A 22539-nucleotide genomic window follows, 5' to 3' on the forward strand; every position below is an offset into this window, starting at 1 on the left:
TGTTTTCTTTCACATTTGACTTAATCAGTTTTCAAAACTACCATATAAACGTGTTCTTTTCAACTAATATACCTAATATACCGAACAATTACAACAATTAAAAATAAAATAGTTCGTATTTAACTTAAAAAACACAAAAAAAGAAGCGCCCCTCGGGAGGGACGCTTCTTTTTTGGTTATTCAATTGCAAAAATGTAAGAATATAAAGGTTGATCTCCTTTATGAAGCTCTACCTCAACTTCTTCAAACGTTTCTTCTACAAACGATGTTAGCGCTTCAGCTTCATCGTCCGAGACATCCTGTCCTTGAAGAATCGTAAGGATTTCCGCTTCGTCATCAATCATATAAGTCAACAGCTTTTTCGCTGCTTCTAATTTCTCTGAATCTTTTACAACGATTTTCTTTTCGGCAATACCCATAAAATCGCCTTTAGCTAATTCAAGACCATCAATATTTGTATCGCGAACTGCATACGTTACTTGTCCTGTTTTCACGTGCTGCAGAGCTTCTGTCATTACTTCCTCGTTTTCTTTTAAGCTTTGCTGAGGATTAAATGATAGTAGCGCTGTCATTCCTTGAGGAACCGTTTTAGACGGGACAACCGAAACGTGACTGCCGGCAACAGCAGCCGCTTGGTTAGCAGCCATCACAATATTTCCGTTATTAGGTAAAATCAGTACCTGTTCAGCATTTGTTTCTTCAATCGCTTTGACAATATCCTCCGTACTTGGATTCATTGTTTGTCCGCCTTCAATGACAACCGTTGCCCCAAGGCTCTTGAACAATTCAGCAATTCCTTTTCCCATTGACACAGTAACAATGCCAAAGGGCTGTTTTTCAGCATTTTTTACTGCAGGCTTTTCTTCACCTGAAACAATGCTGCTATGCTGTTCTCTCATGTTTTCAATCTTCATTTTAATTAAACTTCCGTACTGCTGCCCGTAGTTTAACACTTCTCCAGGATGCTCGGCGTGAATATGAACTTTCACGATTTCATCATCGGATACTACAAGCAATGAGTCGCCCCATTTACTTAAGTCTTGACGAAACGTTTCTTCAGAAAATGTTTTAGCTGCAGGCTTATCCTCTTCCAGCCTTACCATAAATTCTGTACAATAGCCAAATTCAATATCTTCTGTATTCATATGGCTTTGCGCATGCTTATGATGCTCAGCATTTACGAGTTCATTCATTGAAGGAGCTGACATGGGTACACCGGGAAGTTTTTCACCTTTTAATTCAGCTAAAAAGCCTTCATAAATTAAAACAAGCCCTTGACCTCCGCTATCCACTACGCCTACTTCTTTTAACACGGGTAAAAGATCTGGCGTGCGATTTAATGAAGCATTAGCTTCCTTAAGTACTTCTTCCATGAACAGAATCATATCAGATTGCTTTTTAGCAACAGCCGCTGCTTTTTTAGCAGTATCCTTAGCTACTGTTAAAATGGTTCCTTCGATTGGTTTCATAACAGCTTTATAAGCCGTTTCTACACCAAGCTCAAGAGCTTCAGCAAACTCTACTGTTGTAATCGCTGACTTTTGCTCAACCGATTTCGCAAAACCGCGGAATAATTGAGATAAAATAACTCCTGAATTACCGCGCGCGCCCATCAATAAGCCTTTAGACAAAGCTTGACTCACTTGGCCGATGTGATCAGATAGTTTATTTTTTACTTCTTTAGCACCAGACGTAATCGATAAGTTCATATTTGTTCCAGTATCGCCATCTGGTACGGGAAAAACGTTCAGCGCATCTACATAATCTGCATTGTTAGATAGATGCTGGGCTCCTTGAAGCACCATTTCTCTAAACCGCTTTCCGTCCAACGTTGTCATTGACACGAATCTTCCTCCTTAATTAAACGTTCGTTACACGAACACCCTGCACATAAATATTTACTGAATCAACCGTTAAACCAACGGTTTGTTCCAGTGTGTATTTTACTTTTGTTTGCACATTATGAGCAATTTCAGAAATTTTTGTTCCATAGCTTACGATAATGTACATATCGATATGTACGTCATCCTCTTCTTGTCTTACCACAATACCTCGTGTAAAGTTTTCTTTGCGAAGAATTTCTGTAAGACCATCTTTAAGCTGATTTTTTGAAGCCATTCCGACAATCCCGTAACAATCAACAGCTGCTCCTCCAGCAATTGTTGCAATTACATCTGTAGAGATATCAATTTGACCATACTTCGTTTTCATTTCGATGGACATACTCGTTCCCCTTTCTACTTTCATAGGTTATAAATATTCTACTATAATCAATCTCGTTTTAAAAGAGGCGTCCAGCTTGTCTCTTTTAAAGATGACAGTATTAGGTATCAACTTGTCTTAAAATAAGTAATAGCCCAAGTTATACCTATTTCTACTCTCTATATTATTGAACATAGATTCATTTTATATGTCAAGGAAAATTTCTTGAAAGCTTTTCTCCAGAACTATTGCATTCTCTGTAAGGCTGTGATAAATTAATATAGTATTTCTCAAAACAGAATTGAGTAGTTTTTTTGGTGTTAGGAGGGAAAATCATGGCACGCAAATGTGTAGTAACTGGTAGAAAAGCTCGTTCAGGTAACGCACGTTCTCACGCAATGAACGCTACTAAGCGTAAATGGGGTGCTAACGTTCAAAAAGTACGTATCTTAGTGAACGGTAAACCAAAACGTGTGTACGTTTCAGCTAGAGCCCTTAAGTCTGGTAAAGTTCAACGCGTTTAATCTTTATAATGAAAAAGCACCATATTTTATGGTGCTTCTTTTATTATTCTGGCGTTGTTAATCTTTTTTGAACGAATTAAGCATGACCTTTACGATCCCACCTAAAAACTTTGGAAGTTTGATTGTATAGAATTTCATACTGTCCCTCCTAACCGTCTCCACACTTTATCTCCTTTTAAAGAAAGCCCTATGTCCTGCTCTCATTTTCCATACTTCATCACAAGCAACGTTTATCATTGCTTCTTACCATCATTAATATGCCTTTTGTAAATGAAAAAGTACCTCTTTGTTGAATAAGTTCATTGCTAATACATAAAGTTGAGCCGAGTTCTACTTCATGCTTATTGAGCGGATATTTGAAACCTTCTAGCGTAAGTTCTTTTACACTGCCTGAAAATGGAACGAATGAAATATAGTGAAACTCCTTTAACCGATCTACATGATAAGTGCCTGGTTCAAACAATTGAATGATATTTTGATTGTCAATCATTTGTACATTCGCTTTCTTTTTTAACCCTTTGTACAGGAGCTGAATGCTTCCAAACATGTGGTCAAGCCTTCCACCTGTTGCTCCAAAGATACAAATACTGTCCGGTTTTTGCTCTATTGCCCACTCAAAAGCAAGCTCCAAATCCGTTGCATCTTTTTCCGCAGGATACAGTTCAACATCTTGTAATGCTTCTCTCACTAGCTTAAGCTGCGCATTTGTAATGGAATCAAAATCTCCGAATGCTTTTACGGGCAAAATGTCTTGCTGAAGAAGAAGGAATACGCCGCGGTCTACTCCTACCCACTTTACATCATTTGATTGGTGCAGGGGCGGCATATGTTCATCCGGTCCCCCTGCTAGAATATGAATTTTCATTATGTATATGCTCCTTTTCTATTAAAAAATGAACGAAATAACTATGTTTTCTTTATCCTAAAAGAAAAAGCTGCTGTGTACAAGTTCTACTCGTTGTACACAGCAGCTTTTATTACTTACGCTTGAACAGTTGTGCGAATTTGACTAATTGCACCAGCTCGGTCTTCTTGATTATAAATAGCTGAGCCAGCCACTAAGACATTTGCTCCTGCTTCCACACATTTTCTTGCTGTTTCTTCATTAATTCCTCCATCAACCTCTACTTCAATAGAAAGGTGACGAATTTCAATAAGCTGAGAGATTTGCTCAATTTTCGGCAGTACATTTGGAATGAAGTTTTGCCCTCCAAAGCCTGGGTTCACCGTCATTAATAAAATAAGATCGATATCTTCTAAGATATGCTTCACCACGTCAATTGGCGTTGCAGGATTTAAAGCAACGCCTGCTTTCATGCCGTGCTCTTTAATTAATTGAATGGTGCGGTGCAAATGAGTACACGCTTCAGCATGCACCGTTAAAATATCAGCACCTGCCTTTGCAAACATTGGAACGTATTGATCTGGGTTTTCAATCATTAAATGCACATCTAATGGCAGTGTTGTGACAGGACGTACAGCCTCAACGATAAGCGGCCCAATTGTAATATTAGGAACAAAATGGCCATCCATAACGTCTATATGGATGTAGTCTGCTCCACCTGCTTCAACTTCACGAATTTCTTCAGCAAGCTTTGAAAAATTGGCAGATAAAATGGAAGGTGCGATTTTTGTCATTTTTAATACCTCGGCTTTCTTTGCTTAATTTCCTCAATAAATTGCAAGTAATGTTCGTAGCGATAACTCGGAATTTCTTTTTGTTCGTATGCTTCTTTCACCGCACATTTTGGTTCTTTCACATGCAAACAACCTCGAAATTTACACTGTTCACTCAAACGCGACATTTCAGGAAAACAATCGGCTAACTCTTCTACTTCTAACGTTAAAAATTCCAGTGAGCTAAAGCCTGGCGTATCGGCTACTAACCCTTCACCAAACGAAATCAGTTCTACATGACGTGTTGTATGCTTCCCTCTTCCAAGAGACATTGAAATATCATTTGTCTTTAACTCAAGCTCTGGTTTAAGTGTATTTAACAGTGAAGATTTACCTACACCTGACTGTCCGGCAATAACCGTTACGCGATCTTCAAATAACGGCTGAATTTGTTCCATGCCTTTTTCTGTGACTGTCGACGTTAAAATGACCTCATATCCTATTTTACGATATTCTTCGGCATATTGCTCGATTTCTTGCTTTTGCTGCTGTGATAAAAGATCTACTTTTGAAATACAAATAATAGGTTCAATATGATTAGACTCCACTAACACTAAAAATCGGTCAAGAAGCATTGTGCTAAAATCAGGTTCAATCGCTGAAAAAACAAGCAGCGCCTGATCAACATTTGAAATAGGGGGACGAACTAATTCATTTTTACGTTCTTTAATTTCAAGTATATATCCTTCAAGCTTATTTTCCGCCTGAAATACTACATTGTCACCGACTAAAGGTGTTACCTTCTTTTTACGAAAAACACCTCGTCCTCGACATTGCGTTACTTGTCCGTCATGAAGAACATAATAAAATCCGCTAAGGGATTTAATAATTCTTCCTTCTGGCATAACCTCACTCCTATCACTCTGGATATTCAACGTCTTTTTCTTCAATAACTTCCCCGTCTCGGACAATTTTATAAGACGCTTTTTCATTTTCATCAACTAAAACATCGAACGATTCTTTTGTTGTTTCAGTAATCGTTAGTTCTTTAGCAGGAACGGACATATCGTTATCTGCATCTTCGATATAAATTTGTACTTTTTGCGGCTTTGGCTTTTCCTCTTCTGTTCCGGTGGCATCGCCTGTTTCCGTTGCGTCGCCTTGTTCCGTGCTTGCTTCGGTGTCAGTCTCTTCTTTATACGGGATAGTCACATCCACTGACACCGTTTGAGGAGCTTTTGGCTCCTTGCCCATTGAGACCGTAATGGTGAGCTTATCACCTTGCTCGATACTCTGCTCCGCTGCAGGCTTTTGAGACATCACAAGACCTTTTTCAACAGTGTCGGAATACGCTGTTTTTACGTCCACTTCAATATCTTCATCTGACGCATAATCTTTTACGCTTTTTTCCGTCCAGCCCGAGAAATCCTTTAATGTAATCTTCGGCGGACCCTTACTTACCCATAGCGTAACCGTTGTATCTTCCGGCACCACTTGTTCGGTTTCTTTAGGCGTCTGATCTGTAATATTGCCTTTTGGTTCTGTGCTTTCAACTTCGATGGATTGGATATCTTTATAATTCTGCTTTTCTAACAGACTTTTTACTTCCGTAAAGCTTCTTCCAATGTATCGGTTAAATGCTTCTTTTTTCTTTCCTGTACTTCGATAAATAATGACATTAGATCCTTCTTTGATAACGTCTCCCGCTTCTGGCATCGTTTTAACCACGTCGCCTTCTTCCACCTCATTATCAGATATATCTTTAGGATTCTTCACTTTAAAGCCTAAAGAAACTAAATCGGTTACTGCTGATTCATAATCTTGATTATGTAAATCAGGAACCTTTACGTCTTTTGGCAGTAATAAAGCCGGAATAAATGTAACGGCGGCTACGCTAGCAGCTGCCAGCAGCAAAAAAATTAAAACAAGCGTTACAATCAGCTTGCTTTTGCCTTTTTTCTTTTTCTTCTTTTTTTTCTTCGGCTTTAACTCTTCTTCCTCTTGTTCTTCGCGCTCTAAGTGAGGCGGTTTTCTCACAGGTACGTGCGTTTCTTCGGATTCAACAAAATCCTCCTTAATAACTGGAATGGCTTTTGTCACTTCTTCATCATCAGGCACCGTAAACCTTTGTTCATTATAACGATTTGGATGAACAGCAGACTGTAAATCCGCTTCGAGTTCTTCGACGGAACTGTATCGGTAAAATGGATCTTTAGTTGTTGCTTTTAATACAACATTCTCCACGCTTTGAGGGATAGACGGATTCCATCTTTTAGGAGAAGGTGTTTCTGTCTGTAAATGTTTTAATGCAATTGACACAGCCGATTCCCCAGAAAAAGGGACTCGACCCGTTAGCAATTCAAATAGGACGATGCCAAGCGAATAAATATCAGAACGCTTATTCGCAAGCCCTCCCCTTGCCTGTTCAGGAGATAAATAATGAACAGAGCCCAAAACAGAATTAGTATGCGTAATGGTTGTAGAACTTAGTGCTACGGCAATGCCGAAGTCAGTAACTTTAATGGTATCATCATGATCAATTAAAATATTTTGAGGCTTAATATCCCGGTGAATAATTCCGTACTGATGAGCATGGGCAATAGCTGATGTAATCTGCGTCATAATATGTATGGCTTTATCAAGAGATAGTGGTGATTCTTGCAGAATGTATTGCTTTAATGTCATACCCGGTACATATTCCATGATGATATAGTAAATATCTTCTTCTTCTCCAACATCATAAATGCTGACAATATTAGGATGAGCAATACTCGTAGCAGATTGTGCTTCTCGATGGAAACGCTTTATAAATGCATCGTCACTTGCAAAGTCTAAACGAAGCACTTTAATTGCCACATCACGATCCAAAATCATGTCGCGACCTAAATAGACGTTTGCCATTCCGCCTCCACCAATTACTTGCAATACCTTATAACGGTCGTTTAGCCGTCTACCTATTAGCAACACTCTCACCCACTTTCAGATGTAAAGTCCACAATTGCAAGTGTAATATTGTCTTCTCCACCAAGCTCATTTGCTAATTGAATCAGGCTCGTACCCTTTTCGTGAAGTGATGAACTTGTTGATAACGTTTCGTTCAGCTTTTGTTCCGTTACCTTATTTGTCAGTCCATCTGAACATAATAATAATCGATCTTCTTTTTCCACTTCAATTGTTTTTACATCTAAACTAACATTTTCTTCGGTACCTAGTGCTCGCAATAAGATATTTTTTCGCGGATGATGCTCGGCATCTTCTTTGGTGATTTGACCATTTTTTACGAGTTCATTCACAAGAGAATGATCTTCTGTTACTTGTTGAAATCCATATTCATTTGAAATATAGCATCTGCTGTCTCCTATATTACCAATCGCACAAAACGTATCGGCGCATAAAGCAAGTACAACTGTTGTACCCATCCCTTTACACTCTTCATGCTCCTGAGCATACTGATAAATATCTTGATTAATTTGCGAAACATGCGTACGAATCCACTGCGTTGCCTCATCAGGAGACGTTACCTTGTCCGCTTCTTCCCACGCTATTTGCAATTTTTGAACCGCCATCTCACTGGCGACGTCGCCAGCTCGATGACCTCCCATACCATCAGCCACAATTGCAAGCAGCTGATTGTATTGGTTCAAAAATACCCCTCCGTTATCTTCATTGTGTTGTCTAACTCTCCCTCGGTCTGTCATGAAGACAGTTGCCATACAATCACCTCGTCTCTTCTTTACGCTCCTTCGCACGTAATTGGCCACAAGCTGCATCGATGTCATGACCTTGCTCACGTCGAATAGTCACGTTAACGCCACGCTTTTTAAGCGTACGTTCAAATGCAAAAATCTGTTCACGCGGTGTACGAACATAATCACGCTCAGGCACATAGTTTACGGGAATCAAGTTCACGTGACATTTAACGTCTTTAATCAAATCCGCTAATTCCTCGGCATGCTCTACTTGATCGTTTACTCCTCCGAATAGACCATACTCAAAGCTAATACGTCTTCCCGTTTTATCCGTATAATATTTAATGGCTTCCATCAAATCAGGAAGTTTGTACGCACGGTTAATCGGCATTAAGCGTGAGCGGATGTCATTGTTTGGAGCGTGAAGTGAAATCGCAAAATTGATTTGCATTTTTTCATCAGCAAACTTATAGATTTTCGGAATGATTCCACTTGTCGATACTGTGATATGACGTGCACCAATATTTAATCCATCATCACTGTTAATTGTTTTTAAGAAGCGCATCATTTCATCGTAGTTATCAAATGGCTCCCCAATACCCATAATTACGACAGAGCTCACGCGTTCTCCTTGTTCATCTAGCGCTTTTTGTACTTTTACTACTTGCGCTACGATTTCTCCAGCTTCTAAGTTACGCTTTAAACCTCCAAGAGTAGACGCACAGAATGTACAGCCGATGCGACAGCCAACTTGAGTTGTTACACAGACAGAATTTCCGTATTCATGACGCATAAGCACCGTTTCAATCGTATAACCGTCATGGAGTTCGAATAAAAACTTCATCGTGCCGTCCCCAGACGTTTGCTGAACAACTGTTTTTAATGTCGTTAATGCAAATTTGTCTTTTAATTGTTCACGTAATCCTTTAGATAAGTTTGACATATCGTCAAAGTCCGTTACGCGTTTAATATATAACCAGTCAAAAATTTGTTTAGCACGGAACTTCTTATCTCCGTGTTCCACTAACCAATTTTCTAGGTCGTGCATTTCTAATGAATAAATAGATGGTTTTTGCGCTTTTTCTTCTGCTTTTGCTTTTCTTTTAGCTACTTCTTCCATTTTTACACCTTCTTCTGTAAACATGCAATATAAAACCCATCGCTTTGTGCATCTGGCAGCAATTGAATTTCACCATGTTTTACGTTTTGTTTAAGCTTTTGCGGCATGCGTGCAGCGAGTGTTTCATCTTTTTGAAAATCAGCATGATCTGCTAAAAATGCTGCTACAACATCCCCATTTTCATCCCGGTCAATTGTACATGTACTATATACAAGGGTCCCACCTTTTTTTAATAAAGGCGCAACCGCATTTAAAATATCTTGTTGAATACGCGCCAGCTGCTTTACATCTTGCTCAGTTTTTGTATATTTCAAATCAGGTTTACGTCTCATTACACCAAAACCTGAGCACGGAGCATCTACTAAGATACGGTCAAACATTTCTTTATCAAACTGTTCGCCCGCTTTGCGGCTGTCTTGAACCGTCGGCTCAATATTGGTAAGATGCAGACGCTCTGCCTGCTGGGCAATCAGCTTTACTTTATGGTCATGAATGTCCAAGGAAATAACTTTACCACTATTTTTAAGCTGCTCTGCAATATGAGTTGATTTTCCTCCCGGTGCAGCACAGCTATCTAAAATTAGCTCTTCTGCCTCCGCACCGAGCGCATGAGCCACTAACATAGAGCTTTCATCTTGAACGGTAAACATTCCTTCACGAAATGCTTGTGTATGAGCTGCATTTCCTTTTTGAACTTCTAGCGCTTCTTCTACAAAATGGCCTGGTTCTACAACAATACCTTCTTTTTCAAGCGCTTCTTTTACTTCATTTTGCGTAAAGCGTGCACTGTTTACTCGGATTGTTTGTTTAGGGGCCATTAAATTAGCTAAACAGATTCCGCGTGTTTTGTCCAATCCATATTGTTCCACCCAGCGTTTTACAAGCCACAATGGATGACTCGTTTCAATTGCCAACCGCTCCACAGGATTTTGTATTTCTTCTAAAGAAGGCGTGCCGCTGCGCTGAATATTTCGTAAAACGCCGTTTACCATTGAGGCAATTCCTTTGTGGCCGCGTTTTTTGGCAATTTCTACTGCTTCATGAAGGATTGCCCGGTCCGGCACTCGGTCTAAATATACCATTTGGTAAAGAGACAAACGAAGCAGCACTCGCACCCAAGGCTGCAGTTTTTTTGGATTTTTCAAGAAAGGCGCTAACCCGTAATCTAACGTATCACGTCTTTGAATCGTTCCATACACAATTTCCGTTAACAGCCCTGCATCTTTTCCTTGAATACCGCGTTTTTGTATACTGTTATTTAACAATAGATTGCTGAATGCCTGATTTTTTTCAATAGCTAGTAAAATATCTAAAGCTATGTCTCGAACGTTGTACTTACTCATTGACATCCCCTAATACTGTTCCGACTTCAACGGATGTACCTCGTAAATACTGCGCTGCATCCATACGTTTTTTTCCAGCCGGCTGAAGTTCCGTCACTTTAATAGCTGTTTCATTTCCAGTTGCTACTATAAATCCATCCTCTTCAAGTGATAAAACGGTACCCGGTTTTCCTGATGCAGATACTTTCTCTCCCCACCAAATTTTCATGACCTGACCGTCTGCTGTTGTATAAGCAACGGGCCAAGGATGAAGTCCGCGGATATGGTTATAAATTTCTTCTCCTGTACGGGCCCAATCAATTTTCTCTTGTTCCCGCTTAATGTTAGAAGCAAATGTCGCTTCGTCATCGTTTTGTTTAACCGGCGTAATTTCACCTTTTACAAGAGAAGGAATGGTTTCTGAAAGCAGTTTTGCACCAGCAGCGCTGAGTTTATCATGAAGCGTGCCAACGTGATCACGTTCTTCAATCGGAACTTCTACCTGTGTTAAGATATCACCTGCATCTAATTTTTCTACCATATACATAATTGTAACACCAGTTTTCGGCTTACCTTGTAGAATTGAATAATGAATCGGCGCGCCTCCGCGCAGTTCAGGTAACAGAGAAGCATGCACGTTAATACAGCCGTATTTAGGCGCTTCTAAAATAGGGGTTGGTAAAATTTGACCAAAAGCCGCTGTTACAATTAGGTCAGGCTCATACGCTAATACTTTCTGATATTCTTCTTCTAAACGAATCTTTTCTGGCTGCAGTACGGGTATTTCATGCTTTAACGCCTCAACTTTTACTGGAGGAGGTGTTAATACGCGCTTGCGCCCTTTTGGTCGGTCCGGCTGTGTAACCACTGCGACCACTTCATATCCATCTTTAAGTAATGTTTGTAAAACCGGCACTGAAAAATCCGGCGTTCCCATAAATACGACTTTCATCGTGTAAAACCTACCCTTCTAGTTCATCCTCTTCGTAATACTTTGTTACTTTTTCCGTGAACAATACACCGTGTAAATGATCAATTTCATGTTGAATTGCTCGTGCTAAAAAACCTTTTGCTTCTATAAAATAAGGTTTTCCTTTACGATTTTGCGCACGTACTTTCACATAATCAGCTCGAGCCACGTCACCAAAAAGGCCCGGAAAACTTAGGCAGCCTTCTGGACCGATTTGTTCGCCTCGTTGCTCAATAATTACCGGATTAATTAACTCAATTTTACCGTGTCGGTCATCCACGTCTACCACTGCCACTTGCTGCAGAACTCCTACTTGAGGAGCAGCTAAACCCACACCGTCTGCTTCAAGCATTAAATCATACATGCCGTTTAGTAATTTCGCTAATTTATTATCAAAGTTTTTAACGACTTCACACTCTTGTTCAAGTACTTCATTAGGATGGTAAACAAGCTTAAGCTTAGCCAAATAGGCACCTCCTTTATTCTTTCTATTTATATCCAAAAACCTTCTTATTTAACGCCATCAAGACGACTGGTTACATCATCGAGTATGGATTCAAATCAATAGTGATCGTTAAATTCTCCTTCTGCATTTCCGCTTGATAACGTTCTAATATATATTTCAACAGCGGAATCAGGCTTGGTTCCAGCTTGTATTTTAACATGCATTGATAGCGATATCTATCTTTTATCTTAGCAATCGGAGATGCGACTGGCCCCAAGATCGTTGTTTGCGGCGAAAGTTTCTGACGCAGATACTGCGAAATTTTGTCCGTAACAGACACCACTTTTGCAATATTTTCATGAGATACCGTTACAAGCGCCAAGTAAAAGAAAGGCGGATATTTATGCATTTTACGAATTTCCATCTCCTGCATATAAAACGCATCGTAATCATGCTGACTCGCAAGTTGAATACTGTAGTGTTCAGGCGTGTACGTCTGAATCACTACTTCTCCTGGAAGTTTGTGGCGTCCTGCTCTTCCGCTTACTTGCGTTAAAAGCTGAAACGTTTTTTCAGATGCACGAAAGTCAGGTAAATTCAGCATCGTATCTGCTGTTAAAACGCCTACAAGCGTGACGTTTGGAAAGTCCAGCCCTTTCGCAATCATCTGCGTCCCTAGTAAAATTTGCGCTTCTCCACTTGCAAACTTGTTCAGGAGCTTTTCATGCGCGCCTTTTCTGCTTGTCGTATCAACATCCATTCGAACGACTCTAGCCTCAGGCAGCACTTTTGTTAATTCTTCTTCCACTTTTTGTGTACCAGATCCGAAAAAGCGGATATGTTCGCTGTGGCATTCTGGGCACTCAGTGTGCACATGTTCTTCGTGTCCGCAGTAATGGCATTTTAATTTATTTTGATAGCGGTGATACGTTAGTGAAATTTCACAGTGCTCACATGTCGGAACGTAACCGCAGTCCCTGCACATGACAAAAGAAGAATGACCTCTTTTATTTAAAAATAAAACGATTTGCTCCCCTTTTTCCAAACGGTCTTTCATCTTTTCAAACAGCAGAGTTGAAAACATAGAGCGATTGCCGCTGCGAAGCTCTTCTCTCATATCAACGATATCCACCGACGGCATTGATGACTTATTCATTCTTTGCTTTAACGTCAGCAGCTTATACACACCTTTTTGCGCTCTTGCAAAGGACTCAAGCGTTGGTGTTGCACTTCCTAAAATGACAGGACACTGATGATGCTGCCCTCGGTAAATAGCTACATCTCTGGCATGATAACGGGGGTTTTCTTCTTGTTTATAACTCGTCTCATGTTCTTCATCGATAATAAGAAGGCCCAAATTTTCAAATGGAGCAAATACAGCAGAGCGGGCCCCTACTACAACGGATACTTCTTTTCGCTGAATTTTTCGCCATTCATCGTATTTCTCACCAGTAGACAAGCCGCTATGAAGCACAGCAACTTTTGAGCCGAACCGCTCTTTAAACCGCTTGACCATCTGAGGGGTAAGTGAAATCTCCGGAACAAGCATAATCGCTTCTTTTCCTTTTTTCAGCACTTGATCAATTGATTGGAGATACACTTCTGTTTTTCCGCTTCCGGTTACTCCGTACATTAAAAACACATCGTGAAGATTTTCTTCGATGTCCCGCAGAATCGGTGCAATTGCCTCAGCTTGTTCATCCGTCAATTGAAATGGCTTTGATGGTGTAAAATATCGATCTTGATAAGGATCACGGTATATTTCAATTTCCGTTTCCGCTAAGAGTCCTTTGTTAATCAGCGCTTTTATAGGAGCGGAGGTAATCTGCAAATCTTCCGCTATTTCTTTTATGACTACTTCTTCATTTCGCTCGAGCATAAAAGACAGCACTTGTTTTTGCTTTTCTGCCTGCTTATTTAACTCGCTCATAAACTGCTGAATTTCTTCAAGACTTTGATTCAGTTTTACGCCTTTTGCCGTTTTTTTGTTTCCTTTGTTTTTCACAACGTAGACAACTTCGATTAGACCTTTTTGAATATCACGGTGAAAAGCAGGAGCAGCGGCTGTCTTTTCTACTTCACTCCACTTCAGTGAGGATCTTGACTGAAAAAACGGCTTTACTTTCTCATGAAGCTGTTCGTATGCCTCTTTTGAAAGGAGTGACAGTTCTTTATCATATTTTGCTTTCATCGCCGCAGGCAGCATGACTTGAAAAGCCGATATCATAAAACAAAGCGTTTTTTCGGTTAGCCAGTGCCCAATCTCTAACAGTTCGGGAGTCAGAACCGGCGTTAAATCAAGCAGGTCAGCAATTGGTTTAACACGCTTAACTTCGGCCTCTTCTTTAAGAGCCACCACAAACCCTTGAACTTTTCTAGGACCAAACGGAACGACAACTCGCATACCCGGAACAATAATTCCTTTCCATTTGTCAGGAACAGCGTAGTCAAAAGCTCGATCTGTTTGCTTAGCAGCCACGTCCACAATTACACTAGCTACACTCATTTTTTCAGCCCTTCTAACATTTCCTTCACTTCTTTTAACACCTCGGTAGCTACATCGTGTTTTGAAAGAATGGGAAGTTTCCTAGACTCTCCGCTTCGCTTATAGAGCGTTACAATATTTGTGTCCGTCCCAAAACCTGCTCCCTCTGTCGTTACGTTATTGGCTACAATCATATCCAAGTTTTTAGATAAAAGTTTCTTTTGTGCATATTCATCCACTTGTTCTGTTTCTGCTGCAAAGCCGACTAAAAGCTGGTGTTCTTTTTGCTCTCCAAGCGTGCGTAAAATATCTGTTGTTCTCTCTAGCTCTAATACTGCTGCACCAGGCTGCTTTTTCATCTTTTGATCAAACACATGCTTTGGTCGGTAATCTGCCACTGCGGCTGATTTGATAATAACATCTGCTTCATGATAGCGCTGCATAACAGCTTCAAGCATCTGCTGCGCACTTTCAATTTGAACAACCTGTACTCCTTTTGGATACTCTAAATTCGTCGGTCCCGTTACAAGTGTTACCGATGCACCTAACTTAGCAGCTTGTTCTGCAAGAGCATAGCCCATTTTCCCGGTAGAACGATTAGTGAAAAATCGGACGGGATCAATGCGTTCTACCGTAGGTCCTGCTGTAACCAATACATTCACACCTTCAAGGATCTTTTGTGCATCTGATGCTTGTGAGAAATAAGATCCGATTAGTGAAACAATTGTTTCTGGCTCTTCAAGACGGCCTTTTCCTACATAACCGCATGCCAAATACCCTTCTCCAGGCTCTACAAAAGAGTAACCAAATGATGAAAGAGTGCTCATATTTTTTTTAACAGCTGGATGATCGTACATATGAACATTCATTGCAGGTGCAATCCACACAGGTGCAGTAGCAGCGAGCAGCGTTGTGGAAATCATATCATCTGCAAGACCATTTGCTATTTTCCCTATCATGTTAGCGGTAGCAGGAGCTACTAAAATTAAATCAGGCCAATCTGCTAAATCAATATGTGCAATCACAGATGGATCTTTTTCATCAAACGTATCTGTATAAACTGGGTTTCGAGACAGAGCTTGAAACGTAAGCGGCGTTACGAACTCGCATGCCGAAGCAGTCATCATTACTTTAACTTCCGCTCCCGCTTGTACTAATTTACTTGTTAAAGCTGCGGCTTTATATACGGCGATCCCGCCGCTAACACATAATAAAATTCGTTTTCCCTTCATCATTATGCCCCCATCTATTTATCCCGCTCAACCAGCATCCGCTTGTTTACTCGGGTAACTATCTAAAGCTTTTCAATTTAATTATTATACCATTTTTGTAATGAGACATTCACTATCCTGCTTGAATACAAACAAAAGCATCAAAAAAATAACAACCTATAAAGTAGGTTGTTATTTTTTCACTTACTGATGTTTAGAATCTTCTTCTGCTACACCTTGCTTATAGCTTAATTGTTCAGCATTAATTTCTTCTAAAGCACAGCCTACAAATTTATAAGAAACCGGCTTTTCAATCGGCGTATCATTGTGAAGCTGTAATTGACGTGCACGTTTTGCAGCTACTGTCACAAGCGTGTACTTAGAATCTAATTTTTCCATTAGGGAATCAATTGATGGATAAAGCATGTTTATTCTACCTCCAGCATTCTTTTATAGCGCGCAGAAATACGATCACGACGGCAGTGTTCAGCCGTTACGATAGCACGGATGCGAGCACAAGCATTTTCTACTTTGTCATTTTCTACAACATAATCGTAGGCGTCCATAAGTTCAATTTCTTCTTTTGCCACGCGCATACGGTTATTGATTAAATCTTCTGTTTCAGTACCGCGGTTTACGATACGACTTTTAAGCTCTGACAAACTCGGCGGTGCCAAGAAGATGAACAAACCTTCTGGAAACGCTTCTTTCACTTGAAGAGCACCTTGCACTTCAATTTCTAGAAATACATCTTTGCCTTCAGATAACGTTTGTTCTACATAATCAACCGGGGTGCCGTAGTAGTTGCCTACGTATTCAGCCCACTCTAATAATTTCTTATTTTCAATCATGCGCTCAAACTCTTCGCGTGGTTTGAAGAAATAGTCAACACCATCTACTTCACCTTCGCGGGGCTTTCTTGTTGTTGCAGAGATAGAATACTGCAATTTAATGTCTTCTTGCTCAAACAATGCTTTTCGTACCGTTCCTTTTCCAACACCTGATGGTCCGGAAAGAACAATTAATAAACCTCTTTCAATCATCGGTTCAAGTGACCTACCCTTCTAATAATTCTTCTTTGTTTATAAGTCGCTGTGACACAGTTTCTGGCTGTACAGGAGCTAAAATAACATGATCGCTATCCATAACAATAACAGATCGTGTTTTACGTCCTTGCGTTGCATCTATTAAAGAGCCTCGATCTTTTGCATCTTGAATAATGCGTTTGATTGGAGCTGATTCAGGATGAACGACAGAGATTATACGATTAGAAGAAATAAAATTTCCAAATCCAACGTTCACTAATTTACCGCTCATAAGAAGCCTCCCGCTATACCAATATAATCTTTATCTTACACGAAGGCTATTCAATATTTTGAACCTGCTCTTTTATGCGTTCTAATTGTGCTTTCATACTAATAACATACTGAGCAATAGTACCATTATTTGCCTTCGCACCGATTGTATTCATTTCACGATTCAGCTCTTGAACAAGAAAATCCAGCTTGCGTCCTACTGAATCAGGTGTATTTAATGCTTGAATAAATTGTGAAACATGACTTTGAATTCGCGTAAGTTCTTCGCTAATATCTGCTTTTTCAGCAAAAATAGCTACTTCAGTCAGCACTCGCTGCTCATCGAAAGTACCTTCTAAATAGTCGCTCAGCTTTCTTTTAATACGCTCGCGATATTGTTCAGCAACTTCAGGAGCAAGCTGTGTAATTTTTTCGCGAATGTCTTGAATGTCCTGTAAGTATCCCATTAAATCGTGATACAGCTCTGATCCCTCTCGTTTCCGCATATCCACTAACTGATGAACAGCAGCTTCAACAGCTTCAAAGATTGCACCATGAATACTCGTCTGATCAGCTTCTTCTTCATAAGTTGTCATCACTTCAGGCATGTGTAAAATGTCTTGAATTTGAACAGATTGTGATAGCCCGTGCTTTTCTTTTACTTGCTGCAACGCATTCATGTATTCATCAAGCAGCTGCCAATCCGTCTGCAGTTTCTTTTTTGCCATTTCTTCACCTGAAATAGTAACAAATACTTCTACTCTACCACGTTTTATGTATGTTTGAACGATTTTTTTTATTTTATCTTCAATTTCAATTAATTGTCTTGGCATACGGATAACAATTTCACAAAAACGATGATTAACAGACTTCATTTCCACTGTTACTGATCGATTTTCCACTTCCGCTTTTCCGCGGCCAAAACCAGTCATACTTTTTATCATTATCATCACATCCACTATGTACATCTTACATAAAAAGTATCATAAAAGAAAGTGTTAGCAAAAAAAAGAAATCTCTCTTCTTTATTCAACCTGTAAAGGCTGCCTTCATGAGTTTTCTCATTTGGGACAGCCTGTATTAAAGTATAGCACAATTTATGAAGGTTTTCTTGTTAAAAGTGAACCGGCAAGTAAAAAAGTTGGAAGGCTTGCAAGTCCTAAAATAACGAGCCATTCACGCGGTGCAATGGCCATTGTATGGAAAATAGGCTGCAGGGGCGGATAGTAGATAGCCACCAGCATAAGGATAATAGATGAAATAACAGCTCCTACAAGATATAAATTCTGAAATGGATTCCGATCAAAAATTGATTTTTCACTTCGGCAGTCAAATACGTGAATAAGCTGTGCCATGACAAGCGTGGCAAATGCAATCGTCTGAGCATACTGCAGCCGATCTGGGTCATTGTCGTAGACAATCATGAACGCAGCAAGTGTAGCAGCTCCAATTAAAAATCCGCGGCTGACTACTTTCCACCCTAATCCTCTTGCAAAGATACCTTCGCGTGGATGCCTCGGATGGCGCTTCATCACGTTATCCTCTGGCTGGTCTAAGCCAAGAGCCATCGCAGGCAAACCGTCTGTTACTAAGTTTACCCATAGTATTTGAATGGGTACTAGCGGTAGCGGAAGTGCTAAAATCATCGCAAAGAGCATAACTAAGATTTCTCCTACATTTGATGCAAGCAAGTAACGGATAAACTTTCGAATATTTTCATAGATGTTTCGTCCTTCTTTGATTGCTGATTTAATAGTAGCAAAATTATCATCAAGCAAAACGAGTGAAGACGCTTCTTTTGCTACGTCTGTCCCGGTGATGCCCATTGCAATGCCTATGTCTGCTGCTTTAATAGCCGGTGCATCATTTACGCCGTCGCCCGTCATGGCTACAATGTGATCTTTTGCTTGAAGAGCCTTAACAATTTTAAGCTTATGCTCAGGTGATACCCTGGCATATACGTAAACATCATCCACTACTTCTTCTAGCTCTTCCTGCGTCATTTTGGATAAATCCGTTCCTTCCAAGACTTGACCGTTTTTCGGTAGAATGCCTAGCTGTTTTGCAATCGCCTGTGCTGTAATGACGTGATCACCTGTAATCATAACGGTTTTGATTCCTGCGTCTCGGCATTCTTTGACCGCTTGCTTGACTTCTGGTCTTGGCGGATCAATCATTCCTTGAAGCCCGAGGAAAGTCAGGTCTTTTTCCGCTTCGTTCTCTGTATGGACGCTCTCATGGTCTTCTAACGGCCGATAAGCAATCGCAATTGTTCGAAGCGCTTGGCTAGCTAACTGATCAATCGCTCCTTTTACTTCATTATGAACTGTTACCGACAGCGTTTGTTGTCTGCTTTCCCACAAAATATTTTTGCTGTTTACAAGCAGCACATCCGGAGCACCTTTTGTTATAACATAGCGCTTATTAGATGCGTCTTCAATGACTACACTCATCATTTTACGTGTTGAATCAAATGGAAACTCTTCAATAATCGTAAACTGCTTTTGAATGTTTTCTTTTGTCAGCCCCGCTTTCATTGCGGCAACAAGCAAAGCCGCTTCAGTAGGATCTCCGTCGATGACATATTCTTTATCTTTTCTCGAAATGGACGTTTGATTGCAAAGCAGACCAAACACTAAAAGCTGCTGAAGCGGTTTTTCATTCCGTGTATCAACTTCTCTTTCCTCTCGCGAAAATACACCCGTAGGTTCATACCCTGTCCCTGATACCCTCCACGTCATTCCTCCTGACCAGAGGTGAGTAACCGTCATTTTATTTTGCGTTAATGTGCCTGTTTTGTCTGAGCAAATGACTGATGCGCATCCTAGTGTCTCAACAGCAGGAAGTTTGCGAACAATGGATCTTTGCTTAATCATGCGCTGTACACCAAGAGATAGCGCCACGGTTACGATGGCAGGAAGACCTTCGGGTATGGCAGCAACAGCTAACGAAACTCCCGCTAAGAACATACTATATAAATCATGGCCTTGCAGCACGCCAATCCCGACAACTAATACAGTAAGTGCAAGGGCTACAACGATTAAAATTTTACCTAATTGCTCTAACTTCCGTTGAAGAGGAGTAATCATGGCTTCAGCATTTTGAAGCAAATCAGCAATTTGTCCCATCGCTGTTTTCATTCCAATCCCTACAACGATACCTGTTCCGCTTCCTCGCGTCACAAGCGTACCCATAAACGCCATATTGTCCTGATCTCCAAGCGGCACTTCATCTCCGGGCAAAGCTTTTATTTGCTTGGCAACTGGCAAAGACTCTCCCGTAAGCGCTGATTCTTCAATTTCTAGACTTTTGGCTTCCATAATCCGAAGGTCAGCCCCGATGCGGTCTCCGCTCGAAAACTTTACAATGTCTCCTACTACCAGCTCTTTAGATGGCAACTTAACCCATTTCCCTTCACGCATAGCTGCTACTTGAGGAGCAGAAAGCTCTTTTAATGCATGAAGAGATTTCTCTGCTTTTCTTTCTTGAAAAAAACCTAGAAATCCATTAATTACTACAATGGCAATAATAGCAATCGCATCGATGTATTCGCCTAAAAGACCTGAAATAAGCGTAGCAGCTAGTAAAACCAGCACCATAAAATCTTTAAACTGCTCTAGAAACACAAGAATGGCCGGTTTTTTCTCTCCTTCAGTCAATTCATTAAATCCTTGCTGCTGCTGACGTACTTTTACTTCTTTGTGTGTAAGACCATGCTGTCTGTCTGTTTTTGTTACTTCTACTATTGCTTTTTCACCTAATTCATACCATCTCATTGCATCTTTTCACACCCTTTTATTTGTAAATGCACCTATTAGATTGTTACAATCTTATATCGTATGCTTATTCAGACTCGTCCTAAAAAATGCTATACTTTTCTATAGGACAATTTTCAATTACTTAAGGATGTGAGCACTATGTCATTTGATGGTATTTTTACATATGGCATTTTACAAGAATTATCTGAGACCTTGGTTTCAGGACGAATTTCAAAAATATATCAGCCGTTTCCAAACGAGTTGATTTTACAAGTACGCGCTAAAGGTGAAAACCGCAAACTTTTAATCTCAGCTCACCCTAACTATTCACGCGTTCATTTTACAAATGAGCCCTATGAAAATCCATCTGAGCCTCCTATGTTTTGTATGCTTCTTCGCAAACATTTAGAAGGAAGCATTATTGAACAAGTGTATCAGCTTGGATTAGACCGCATTTTAGTCATTGAAACAAAAGGACGAAATGAAATTGGCGACGTGACGTACAAGCAGCTTATTATTGAAATCATGGGAAGACATAGTAATGTTGTGCTTGTAGATAAAGAAAAACAAACGATTATCGACAGCATTAAGCATGTTCCAATGGCCTTGAACAGGCACCGTACACTTCTGCCCGGAGCACCTTACGTACTGCCTCCTAGCCAAGATAAGCTTCACCCATTTGAAGCGGATGAGGAAACCGTGGTTAAAAAAATTGATTTTAATAGCGGAAAGTTAGCCACCCAGCTAGTGCAAACCTTCTCGGGGCTTTCTCCTTTAATTGCAAATGAAGTGGTGTTTCGCTCTGGCTTAGCGAATCGTTCTACCCTTCCAAAATCATTCGTCGAAACGATGACGCTGATCAAAGAAGGTCAGTTTACACCGACTCTGACAACCGTTAATCAAAAAGACTATTTTTATTTACTGGAATTAACGCATTTAGAGGGTACGAAAAAAACGTATGCAACCATCAGTGAGCTTCTTGACCGCTATTACTACGGGAAAGCAGAGCGAGATCGTGTAAAGCAGCAAGCGCATGATTTAGTACAGTTTATCTCTACCGAGAAAAAGAAAAATGAGAAAAAAATAAAAAAGCTTGAGCAAACGCTGCAAAATGCAGAAAAAGCATCTGATTACCAGCTAGCCGGTGAACTCCTTACCGCAAATTTACACCTTGTCAAAAAAGGAGATGCGAAAGTGGACGTTATTAATTATTATGATGAAAATAGCGGTACACTTACGATTTCATTAGATCCGCAAAAATCACCGTCTCAAAATGCTCAAAGCTATTTCACAAAGTATCAAAAAGCGAAAAATTCCGTTTCGATTGTAATCGAACAAATTGAAAAAGCAAACGAAGAAGTACAGTATTTTGAATCACTTATTCAGCAAATGGATACTGCTACTCACAAAGACATTGCCGAGATTCGTGAAGAGCTTGTGGAAGAAGGATATTTGCGCAACCGTCAGCAAAAACAAGCAAAAAAACAAAAAAACACCACGCCTACACTTGAACAATACGTTTCAAGCGACGGCACGACGATTTTAGTTGGCAAAAACAATAAGCAAAATGAGTATTTAACAAATCGCCTTGCTGCTCGTGATGACGTTTGGTTTCATACAAAAGATATACCGGGTTCTCACGTTGTTATCCGCAGCCAAGAGCCTTCAGAAGAAACCATTTTAGAAGCGGCTCACCTTGCTGCTTACTTTAGTAAAGCTAAAAATTCAAGTTCGGTACCCGTGGACTATACAAAAATTCGCCACGTAAAAAAACCAAGCGGTGCCAAGCCTGGTTTTGTGACGTACGATAACCAGCAAACGGTGTACGTAACGCCTAGCGAAGAACTTGTACTGAAGCTGCGTCAGTCATAATAAAAACCCCCTTTCTATATAGAAAAGGG

At 40.2% G+C, this 22539-nt stretch carries 21 protein-coding genes; 2 read left to right on the forward strand and 19 right to left on the reverse strand.

Annotation, left to right across the window (positions count from 1 at the left end; genetic code table 11):
- Positions 1-176 precede the first annotated feature (176 nt).
- Both AC1D0Y_RS02290 and AC1D0Y_RS02295 read right to left on the reverse strand, forming a co-directional pair.
- Positions 177-1844: a DAK2 domain-containing protein gene (locus tag AC1D0Y_RS02290; protein ID WP_060745964.1), complete on the reverse strand. Its 1668-nt coding sequence runs from the start codon at positions 1842-1844 to the stop codon at positions 177-179.
- Between the two features lie 16 nt (positions 1845-1860).
- The gene (locus AC1D0Y_RS02295; RefSeq protein ID WP_013058913.1) at positions 1861-2223 is read right to left on the reverse strand and encodes an Asp23/Gls24 family envelope stress response protein; all 363 of its coding nucleotides are present in this window, start codon (positions 2221-2223) and stop codon (positions 1861-1863) included.
- Positions 2224-2537: 314 nt separating this feature from the next.
- Between AC1D0Y_RS02295 and rpmB the strand changes: the two genes are divergently transcribed.
- Complete coding sequence (gene rpmB / locus AC1D0Y_RS02300; protein ID WP_013058914.1) at positions 2538-2726, forward strand: 50S ribosomal protein L28; 189 nt, start codon at positions 2538-2540, stop codon at positions 2724-2726.
- A gap of 57 nt (positions 2727-2783) precedes the next feature.
- On the opposite strand, the gene spoVM is transcribed toward rpmB, so the two are convergent.
- From spoVM to AC1D0Y_RS02385, 17 genes are all read right to left on the reverse strand, one after another.
- Positions 2784-2864, reverse strand: coding sequence for a stage V sporulation protein SpoVM (spoVM, locus tag AC1D0Y_RS02305; protein WP_016765421.1), 81 nt, complete (start codon positions 2862-2864; stop codon positions 2784-2786).
- 79 nt (positions 2865-2943) lie between these two features.
- Entirely contained in the window at positions 2944-3591 is a 648-nt protein-coding gene (locus tag AC1D0Y_RS02310) for a thiamine diphosphokinase (RefSeq protein ID WP_028410791.1), read from the reverse strand.
- Between the two features lie 116 nt (positions 3592-3707).
- Positions 3708-4364, reverse strand: coding sequence for a ribulose-phosphate 3-epimerase (gene rpe / locus AC1D0Y_RS02315; RefSeq protein ID WP_013084822.1), 657 nt, complete (start codon positions 4362-4364; stop codon positions 3708-3710).
- 2 nt (positions 4365-4366) lie between these two features.
- Positions 4367-5248 (reverse strand): ribosome small subunit-dependent GTPase A, encoded by an 882-nt coding sequence (rsgA, locus tag AC1D0Y_RS02320; protein ID WP_028410790.1) that lies wholly within the window; start codon positions 5246-5248, stop codon positions 4367-4369.
- A 13-nt stretch (positions 5249-5261) separates the two neighbouring features.
- Positions 5262-7307 (reverse strand): Stk1 family PASTA domain-containing Ser/Thr kinase, encoded by a 2046-nt coding sequence (pknB, locus tag AC1D0Y_RS02325; protein ID WP_028410789.1) that lies wholly within the window; start codon positions 7305-7307, stop codon positions 5262-5264.
- Between the two features lie 5 nt (positions 7308-7312).
- Positions 7313-8056, reverse strand: a complete 744-nt coding sequence (locus tag AC1D0Y_RS02330) for a Stp1/IreP family PP2C-type Ser/Thr phosphatase (protein ID WP_028410788.1) — start codon at positions 8054-8056, stop codon at positions 7313-7315.
- 4 nt (positions 8057-8060) lie between these two features.
- Positions 8061-9152, reverse strand: coding sequence for a dual-specificity RNA methyltransferase RlmN (rlmN, locus tag AC1D0Y_RS02335; protein ID WP_028410787.1), 1092 nt, complete (start codon positions 9150-9152; stop codon positions 8061-8063).
- A 2-nt stretch (positions 9153-9154) separates the two neighbouring features.
- Complete coding sequence (gene rsmB, locus AC1D0Y_RS02340; protein ID WP_098331899.1) at positions 9155-10495, reverse strand: 16S rRNA (cytosine(967)-C(5))-methyltransferase RsmB; 1341 nt, start codon at positions 10493-10495, stop codon at positions 9155-9157.
- Positions 10488-11426 carry a methionyl-tRNA formyltransferase gene (gene fmt / locus AC1D0Y_RS02345; protein ID WP_050689665.1) on the reverse strand — a complete coding sequence of 313 codons (939 nt, stop codon included), beginning with the start codon at positions 11424-11426 and terminating at the stop codon, positions 10488-10490. Before fmt ends, rsmB begins: the two co-directional genes overlap by 8 nt.
- Before the next feature lie 10 nt (positions 11427-11436).
- Positions 11437-11910 carry a peptide deformylase gene (gene def, locus AC1D0Y_RS02350; protein ID WP_013084828.1) on the reverse strand — a complete coding sequence of 158 codons (474 nt, stop codon included), beginning with the start codon at positions 11908-11910 and terminating at the stop codon, positions 11437-11439.
- A 70-nt stretch (positions 11911-11980) separates the two neighbouring features.
- Positions 11981-14395: a primosomal protein N' gene (priA, locus tag AC1D0Y_RS02355; RefSeq protein ID WP_477707321.1), complete on the reverse strand. Its 2415-nt coding sequence runs from the start codon at positions 14393-14395 to the stop codon at positions 11981-11983.
- The gene (coaBC, locus tag AC1D0Y_RS02360; protein ID WP_477707322.1) at positions 14392-15609 is read right to left on the reverse strand and encodes a bifunctional phosphopantothenoylcysteine decarboxylase/phosphopantothenate--cysteine ligase CoaBC; all 1218 of its coding nucleotides are present in this window, start codon (positions 15607-15609) and stop codon (positions 14392-14394) included. The genes priA and coaBC overlap by 4 nt, the downstream gene beginning before the upstream one ends.
- A gap of 180 nt (positions 15610-15789) precedes the next feature.
- Entirely contained in the window at positions 15790-16011 is a 222-nt protein-coding gene (gene rpoZ, locus AC1D0Y_RS02365; protein ID WP_013058926.1) for a DNA-directed RNA polymerase subunit omega, read from the reverse strand.
- A 2-nt stretch (positions 16012-16013) separates the two neighbouring features.
- Entirely contained in the window at positions 16014-16628 is a 615-nt protein-coding gene (gene gmk / locus AC1D0Y_RS02370) for a guanylate kinase (RefSeq protein WP_013058927.1), read from the reverse strand.
- A gap of 13 nt (positions 16629-16641) precedes the next feature.
- Entirely contained in the window at positions 16642-16902 is a 261-nt protein-coding gene (locus tag AC1D0Y_RS02375) for a DUF370 domain-containing protein (protein ID WP_013084831.1), read from the reverse strand.
- Positions 16903-16948: 46 nt separating this feature from the next.
- Positions 16949-17824 (reverse strand): YicC/YloC family endoribonuclease, encoded by an 876-nt coding sequence (locus AC1D0Y_RS02380; RefSeq protein ID WP_028411458.1) that lies wholly within the window; start codon positions 17822-17824, stop codon positions 16949-16951.
- Positions 17825-17977: 153 nt separating this feature from the next.
- Complete coding sequence (locus AC1D0Y_RS02385; RefSeq protein ID WP_477707323.1) at positions 17978-20656, reverse strand: calcium-translocating P-type ATPase, SERCA-type; 2679 nt, start codon at positions 20654-20656, stop codon at positions 17978-17980.
- 141 nt (positions 20657-20797) lie between these two features.
- Here AC1D0Y_RS02385 and AC1D0Y_RS02390 point away from each other — a divergent pair, with 141 nt between their 5' ends.
- Positions 20798-22510, forward strand: coding sequence for an Rqc2 family fibronectin-binding protein (locus tag AC1D0Y_RS02390; RefSeq protein WP_025750356.1), 1713 nt, complete (start codon positions 20798-20800; stop codon positions 22508-22510).
- The last annotated feature ends 29 nt before the right edge of the window (positions 22511-22539 follow it).

Source organism: Priestia sp. P1_B12_1 (genome assembly GCF_056406695.1).